Origin of the sequence: Paenibacillus dendritiformis (assembly GCF_015845845.1) — a bacterium.
GTDB classification, from domain to species: Bacteria; Bacillota; Bacilli; order Paenibacillales; family Paenibacillaceae; genus Paenibacillus_B; species Paenibacillus_B dendritiformis_C.
Genome location: NZ_LDIG01000062.1, coordinates 106,032 through 113,330, shown reverse-complemented (window position 1 = coordinate 113,330; position 7,299 = coordinate 106,032). Strand labels below are relative to the sequence as shown.

Below are 7,299 nucleotides of genomic sequence, written 5' to 3'. Positions count from 1 at the left end.
AGCAATGGTCAGGAAGCGCATTTGCGGTATTTGGTGCACCATGTAACGGATGTCCAGTCCGGCGTCATTTTGTCTACGCAAGCGAGCATCGCGTCCGGGACGGCTGAGCGCGAGACGAGTTTGCAGCAACTGGCCGCGATTCGCTTTGCCCATCCACAAATCCGGATTCGTACGCTCTCTGCCGATAAAGCCTATGGAACGACCGATTATCTGCAAGCACTGTTCGAGCAAGGGATTGTTCCCTTGGTGTCGCTCCGCAATCTGATACAAGAAGATGTGCCTACTTGGAAACGTCAAACGAACGATCCGGAACGACAACGGAAGCGGTTGGCGAAAATCCAGGAAGTACACATCCGAAACAGAGCTAAACGGATTCAGCTAACGGGTTCTTACCGTCATCTGCAAAAGTTACGAACCCGCTGTGAGCATCGATAGAAGAGTAATAAAAGGGAGCGTCCAGGTGAGGGAGCTAAGGACAGTTAGAACTGATCCGACGGGATTGCGAGCAAAAGAACGGCAGGGCCAAAGGGGCCCGGAGCTTGGATCGTTATTTAATATCGACTCTCGCGTGTTAGTGCATTTATGACAAGGTGGAGGAAGCTCCGAGAGGATGTCTTATATTCGTGAAATGACGAGAAATAATCCGGCGTTTGCGGGGTGAAGGCGGGTTTGAGTTGGTCGTATTATTGGCGTTTTTAGTTTCATATCATGGGAAATTTTTTCTCCGATAGGAATTGGTTTACTTGAAAAACTTGCTTAAATGGATAAAAAATGCAATCCGGCATGAAAGCGGAGGAAAAGTTTTGTTTTAACGCCTGAGGGCAGTTTATTTTGTTCGTTTTGTCGGTTTGCAGTGCTTTAATTTCATTTCGCTTTTTAATAGAATGAAGGTAACGATCGACAAAGTTCGATTGGTCCTCGCTTTTTTCGATGAATGAGTTGTCCCTCCTTAATTTACTGCTCATTCATGGTTATCAGCTCTTCTCTTCGACGGCTTGAAAGCCGCATTCATTTTGCCAATGGTCTGCAACTCGATAACCTCAATTGCAGCCCCCCTTTTTTACGATATCAATTAAATCATTTCCAACAATGGCAGCTTCGACTGCCTTACTTTGCCGATCAGACATGTAAGGGGATGAAAAGAGCTCTTCAGCAACGTAATTCGATGCAAACAGATGAAACTTTATGGACAGGTTTCATGAAAAAGTGAAGTGTCCATTTCTTTTTCGGGCACCTTTTCATCAGGATGGAAAGACGGAACGGGAGGAGCATATATGAGATTGACACCTCGGGAACAGGAAAAGCTGATGATCGTCGTTGCGGCAGATCTGGCCCGCAGACGCAGAGATCGCGGCTTGAAGTTGAATTATCCGGAGGCCATCGCTAGGGCCAATAATTAGCCCGATATAGCAGGTCCGCTACAAGAGGCCCCGATAGGTAGGCCGGGATGGAGAATGGAAATGCCACATGTATCCTGTTCACGTTGAAGGAGGAGTACTGCTTGAAGCCAGGCGAGTTTATTTTACGGGACGATGAAATCGTTTGCAACGAGGGGCGCAGCGCGATTACCGTCTCGGTGTTGAATCTTGGGGACCGGCCGATCCAAGTCTGTTGAATACGATTGGCAAGGATTTCGAGCAGCGCGAGTCCGAGACAAAGAAGAAGGAGACATTATCATGAGTTTTCGCATGAGCAGACGCCAGTATGCGGATATGTACGGCCCAACGGTCGGCGATGCGGTCCGCTTGGCGGATACGGATTTGTTCATCGAGATCGAGAAGGACTTTACACGATACGGGGATGAAGCGAAGTTCGGCGGAGGCAAATCAATCCGCGACGGAATGGGCCAGCATCCGCTGATTACCCGCAATGAGGGTGCGATGGATCTCGTAATGACCAATGCGATCATCGTCGACTATACCGGTATCTATAAAGCGGATATCGGGATCCGCGACGGGAAAATCGCGGGAATCGGGAAAAGCGGCAATCCGCTCATCATGGATGGGGTCGATCTGATTATCGGGGCATGCACGGAAATTCTCGCCGCGGAGGGAATGATTGTTACGGCGGGGGCATCGATACGCATGTTCATTTTATTAACCCGGCGCAGGTCGAGCATGCGCTGGCCTCCGGGTTGACGACCTTGATCGGAGGCGGCACCGGCCCGGCTGAGGGCTCGAAGGCGACAACCTGCACCCCGGGGCAATGGAACATGCACCGGATGCTGGAAGCCTCCGAAGGTCTGCCTATCAATGTCGGCTTCCTGGGCAAGGGAAGCGGCGCAACGGAGGGGCCGATGGCCGAACAGATCCGTGCCGGAGCCATCGGCTTGAAGGTGCACGAGGATTGGGGAGCGACAGCGTCCGCCATCGATTATGCGCTGCGGGTCGCTGACAAATATGATGTTCAGGTTGCGCTCCACTCCGACACGCTCAACGAGGGCGGGTTCGTGGAAGATACGATTGCCGCCATCCGCGGCCGAATCATTCACACGTATCATACCGAGGGCGCCGGCGGGGGCCATGCGCCGGACATGATCAAAATGGCCGGCCTTGCCAATGTGCTGCCGAGCTCGACCAATCCGACCCGACCGTTCACGGTCAATACGGTGGACGAGCATCTGGATATGCTGATGGTCTGCCACCATCTCGATCCGAGCGTGCCGGAGGATGTGGCCTTTGCCGACTCCCGGATTCGGGCTGAGACGATTGCGGCAGAAGATATTTTGCACGACATTGGGGTCTTCAGCATGGTCAGCTCCGATTCGCAGGCGATGGGCCGCGTCGGGGAAGTCGTTACGCGGACATGGCAGACGGCGGACAAGATGAAGAAGCAGCGCGGCAAGCTGGCAGAGGATGCCGGCAAGGCAGGGGATAATTACCGGGTGAGACGGTATGTGGCCAAATATACGATTAACCCGGCCTTGACGCATGGAATCGCCGATTGCACGGCAAATATAGCATGGCTGTCATCACCAATGATATTTTTACGAAGGAAGACGCGAAGATTCTGATGCGCACCGGCGTTCTGCCGGAGGATCGCATTATCGGGGTGGAGACGGGCGGCTGCCCGCATACCGCGATTCGGGAGGATGCATCGATGAATTTCGCGGCGATCAATGAGCTGTTATCGCGCCACCCGGATTTGGAGATTATCTTCGTGGAGAGCGGCGGCGACAATCTGGCCGCGACGTTCAGCCCCGAGCTCGTCGACTTTTCCATCTATATTATCGACGTGGCCCAGGGGGAGAAGATTCCGCGCAAAGGCGGGCAAGGGATGATCAAATCCGATTTGTTCATTATTAATAAGACAGACCTGGCTCCTTATGTCGGCCGGATTTGAAGGTGATGGAAGCGGACACGCTGACGTTCCGCGGCAATAAGCCGTATATTTTCACGAATCTGAAGGATGAGCAGGGGCTCGATGAAGTCGTTGATTGGATTGAAAAACATGCCCTGCTGTCCGGCTTGGAGTAAGATGGCGCCCTGGACAGGCCAACTGGAGCTAAAGGTTGAGCAACGGGGCGGCCGTTCGGCCGCTTCCCGCCAATATCACCAGGGGGCGTACAAAATTGCCCGTCCCATCTACCCGGACGGAAGCGGCCAGGTGCATTATTACGTCATGAATCCAGGGGGCGGATACGTCGGCGGCGACCGGTACCGAATGGAACTCGGGCTGGGGGAAGGCGCGTCCGCGTTGATAACGACGCAGTCTTCCACTAAAATTTACCGCACGCCGAAGGAGCCGGTATTCCAATGGACGCGCATCGCGCTGGAGGCAGGCAGCTATCTGGAATGGCTGCCCGATTCGGTTATTGCTTACCGCGATTCCAGGTATCGGCAGCAGACCGAAATCCGGATGGACCGAAGCGCCGCGCTTATTCTGGGGGAAATCGTAACCCCGGGCTGGTCCCCGAATGGAGAGCATTTCTCGTATGATGAGATTGCGCTGAAGACGATGATTGAGATGGACGGAGCGCCTGTGCTGTTCGATCATCTAAGGCTGCGTCCCGGGGAGCGGCCGATTCGCGGACTTGGCCGCATGGACGGACATACGCATGTCGGATCGCTATTCGTCATCGGCCCGCTTGCGACCCGCGCGTTCATCGAGGAGTTGGCCGAGACGCTCGATCTGAACCGGATGAAAGGCCGCATCGGGCTGTCGGAGCTGATCATTCCCGGCTTCGGCGTCCGCATGCTGGGCGATTCGACCCAGGCTATCGAGGCGCTGTTCGGTCGAATCGCCAATACGGTTCGGGAGCGCTGGTTCGGTTGGGGACCAATTTCTCTGCGCAAATATTGATTCCTATTCCAGGCTGTTCCATGTACAATGTACAGAGGAGCAGCCTTCTGCGTGCCGAGGATCATCCGTCCGTTCAGGTGATTCTCTTCACATGGAAAGGATACATAGAGAAAGGTGGTACTGCTTCCATGAAGCCATTGATTTGTACATCATGCCAGAAACCGTTGAATGCGTCGCAATGGAGCAGCGACGGAAAATATAAGTCTTGTCCGAGCTGCAGCACGCGCAACGGAACGGAACACGTATTTTTCCCTTATCCCGACAGTTTCGGCACGACGCCAAAACGGGCTACGGCCGCCCATCCCGAAGGGCCGCAGAGCCACTGCACAAGCTGCCGCGGAACCGGTTCTTCCGCAGGCGTACCGATTCTGTGCAGCGCCGTCGAGCGCTAGGTGGTTCAAGCTCGCCGGGCGAATGTCCGGCTCTGCTGCCGCCGCTGTCGGCGTTGCTTCTTTTGGCCTTCTGCGAGTGGATTTCTGCTCCGGTCCACACGCAGAAGGCTGCAGAAGGCCGTATGATGCGGGCCATGTTCCGCTCCTCTACCTCTATTGAACCACTCTTCTAGCAATACCCGCCCAATAATCCCCGCAATGAGGTTCAAGACATCGCGGCTCTGGTCAAGTGTATCGCAAGTCTCCCTAAAGTTGCTTGCATCAAAGAAATTCACGTTCCCGCCATACAGATTCGAACGCTTGATAACATCGGGGTGTCGTGTACCGGCGCGTCGGCGCATATGACAATAAAGAAGGGGTGAGACGATGATTGTGCATATGACGACGTTCTATGTCAAGCCGGGAACGGCGAACGATTTCGAGAGCTGCTTTCGCGAGGCCTCGGCGATTCTGGCGGAGCGGCCGGGATATATGAAGCACGAGCTCCATAAATGTGTGGAGGTCGCGGATAAGTATGTTATGATCGTCCAATGGAACTCGTTCAAGGATCATATGCCGGGCTTTACGGCATCGGAATCCTACCTCGAGTGGAGCGTTCTGCTGCAGCCTTTTTTCGAGCGCCCTCCCGTCTCGGAGCATTATGTCGGGATTAGATTAAAATGAGATAAACGGCGGTTGGAGCGCCTGCAAAAGTTTTCCTTCATTAGGCGTAGTAATTCGGACGGGTTGTTCAGTATAATGGAGGGGTAAGACTACCTTCTGAAAGGTTGTGTAATTGCATGACATTTAGCGAATATCGTTACGAGCGACCCGATATCGCAGCGATCGGCAAGCAGTTCAAGGGGCATCTGCAGGCGTTCAATGCGGCGGAGAGCTTTGAAGAGCAGAATCGGGCCATGGAGGCCATCAATAAGCTGCGCAGCGTCTTCGATACCCAGAGTCAGCTCGTTTCCATCCGCCACTCCATCGATACGAATGATGAGTTCTACAAGGCGGAGCAGGATTATATGGACGAGATCACGCCCATGTTCCAGGAATACATAACAGATTACTACAAGGCATTGATCGGCTCGAAATTCCGGGCCGAGCTGGAACAGAAATGGGGCCGCCAACTGTTCCAATTGGCGGAGTTGTCGGTGAAGACGTTCCATCCGGACATTATTGAAGATCTGCAGCAGGAGAACAAGCTGGCGACGGAATATAACAAGCTGATCGCATCGGCGAAAATTCCATTTGAGGGCGAGGAGCGCACGCTGGCGCAATTGATGCCGTTCGAGCAGTCGCCGGATCGGGACATGAGACGGCGCGCGTCCGAAGCGCGTTATCAGTTCATGGCCGAGCATGAGGCGGAGTTCGACCGGATCTATGACGAGTTGGTGAAGGTGCGCACGAAGATGGCGAGAAAGCTGGGCTTCTCCAACTTCGTGGAGCTTGGTTATGCGCGGATGTGCCGCACCGATTATGACGCCGAAATGGTAGCCAACTACCGCAAGCAGGTGCTGGATGAGATCGTGCCGATAGCGACCAAGCTGCGTGAGCGCCAACGCAGCCGGATCGGCGTCGACACGCTTCGCTTCTATGACGAAGGCCTCAGCTTCAAGTCGGGCAATGCGACGCCGAAGGGCGACCCGGACTGGATAATCGCGAACGGCAAGAAGATGTATGCGGAATTGTCGCCGGAGATGAACGAATTCTTTACGTTCATGGTTGACAACGGGCTGATGGATCTGGTCAGCAAAAAGGGGAAACAGAGCGGAGGCTACTGCACCTATTTGAGCGAATACGGGGCGCCGTTCATTTTCTCCAACTTCAATGGCACTTCGGGCGACATCGATGTGCTGACTCACGAAGCCGGGCATGCGTTCCAAGTTTATGAGAGCAGACATTTAAAAGTACCGGAATACCATTTCCCAACATTTGAAGCGGCCGAGATTCATTCCATGAGCATGGAGTTCTTCACTTGGCCGTGGATGAACCTGTTCTTCGAAGAGGAGACGGAGAAGTATAAATTCGATCATTTGTCATCGGGACTGCTCTTCCTGCCGTATGGCGTTTCGGTGGATGAGTTCCAGCATTTCGTCTACGAAAATCCGGATGCGACGCCGGCGGAGCGGAAGGCGGCTTGGCGCGATATCGAGCGCAAATATTTGCCGCACCGCAATTACGAGGGCATCGATTACCTGGAGCGCGGCGGCTTCTGGCATAAGCAGGGACATATATTCCAGTCGCCGTTCTACTATATTGATTACACGCTGGCCCAAATCTGCGCCTTCCAGTTCTGGAAGCGCATGAATGAAGATTATAAGGCGGCATGGGCCGATTATTTGAAGCTGTGCCAGACCGGGGGAAGCCAGTCCTTCACCGAGCTTGTCGCCGTAGCCGGCCTCATCTCTCCGTTCGAGGACGGATGCGTGGCGTCGGTCATCGGCGTTATCGAACAATGGTTGAATGAGGTAGACGATACGAAGCTGTAAGCCCGGGACAATGGAATATCCGCGGGGATGGAAGACCACATGCGCGAAAGGTGCCTGTGGTCTTCAGCCGTTATGGGAGGGAAGCAACGGGAACAGCCCCAATGGTGTCATTCTAAATAATGGGATATAAT

Annotated in this window: 5 protein-coding genes and 4 pseudogenes; all 9 read left to right on the top strand. The window is 54.0% G+C overall.

Annotated elements, in window-relative coordinates:
- Positions 1 to 429 (top strand): annotated as a pseudogene (locus tag ABD76_RS03380) (transposase); the annotation flags it as partial.
- A gap of 845 nt (positions 430 to 1,274) precedes the next feature.
- A pseudogene (locus ABD76_RS03375) lies at positions 1,275 to 1,385 on the top strand (urease subunit gamma); the annotation flags it as partial.
- A 116-nt stretch (positions 1,386 to 1,501) separates the two neighbouring features.
- On the top strand, positions 1,502 to 1,615 hold the full coding sequence (locus ABD76_RS03370; protein ID WP_197254289.1) for an urease subunit beta: 114 nt from the start codon (positions 1,502 to 1,504) through the stop codon (positions 1,613 to 1,615).
- Between the two features lie 61 nt (positions 1,616 to 1,676).
- Positions 1,677 to 2,959: pseudogene (gene ureC / locus ABD76_RS03365) on the top strand (urease subunit alpha); the annotation flags it as partial.
- Positions 2,953 to 3,476 (top strand): annotated as a pseudogene (ureG, locus tag ABD76_RS03360) (urease accessory protein UreG); the annotation flags it as partial. The pseudogenes ureC and ureG, both read left to right, overlap by 7 nt.
- The gene (locus tag ABD76_RS03355; RefSeq protein WP_242069333.1) at positions 3,424 to 4,302 is read left to right on the top strand and encodes an urease accessory protein UreD; all 879 of its coding nucleotides are present in this window, start codon (positions 3,424 to 3,426) and stop codon (positions 4,300 to 4,302) included. The pseudogene ureG and the gene ABD76_RS03355, both read left to right, overlap by 53 nt.
- Positions 4,303 to 4,430: 128 nt before the next feature.
- Positions 4,431 to 4,694: a hypothetical protein gene (locus ABD76_RS03350; protein WP_197254287.1), complete on the top strand. Its 264-nt coding sequence runs from the start codon at positions 4,431 to 4,433 to the stop codon at positions 4,692 to 4,694.
- A 366-nt stretch (positions 4,695 to 5,060) separates the two neighbouring features.
- Complete coding sequence (locus tag ABD76_RS03345) at positions 5,061 to 5,357, top strand: antibiotic biosynthesis monooxygenase family protein (RefSeq protein ID WP_197254285.1); 297 nt, start codon at positions 5,061 to 5,063, stop codon at positions 5,355 to 5,357.
- 116 nt (positions 5,358 to 5,473) lie between these two features.
- Entirely contained in the window at positions 5,474 to 7,168 is a 1,695-nt protein-coding gene (locus tag ABD76_RS03340; RefSeq protein WP_197254283.1) for a M3 family oligoendopeptidase, read from the top strand.
- Positions 7,169 to 7,299: the final 131 nt, after the last annotated feature.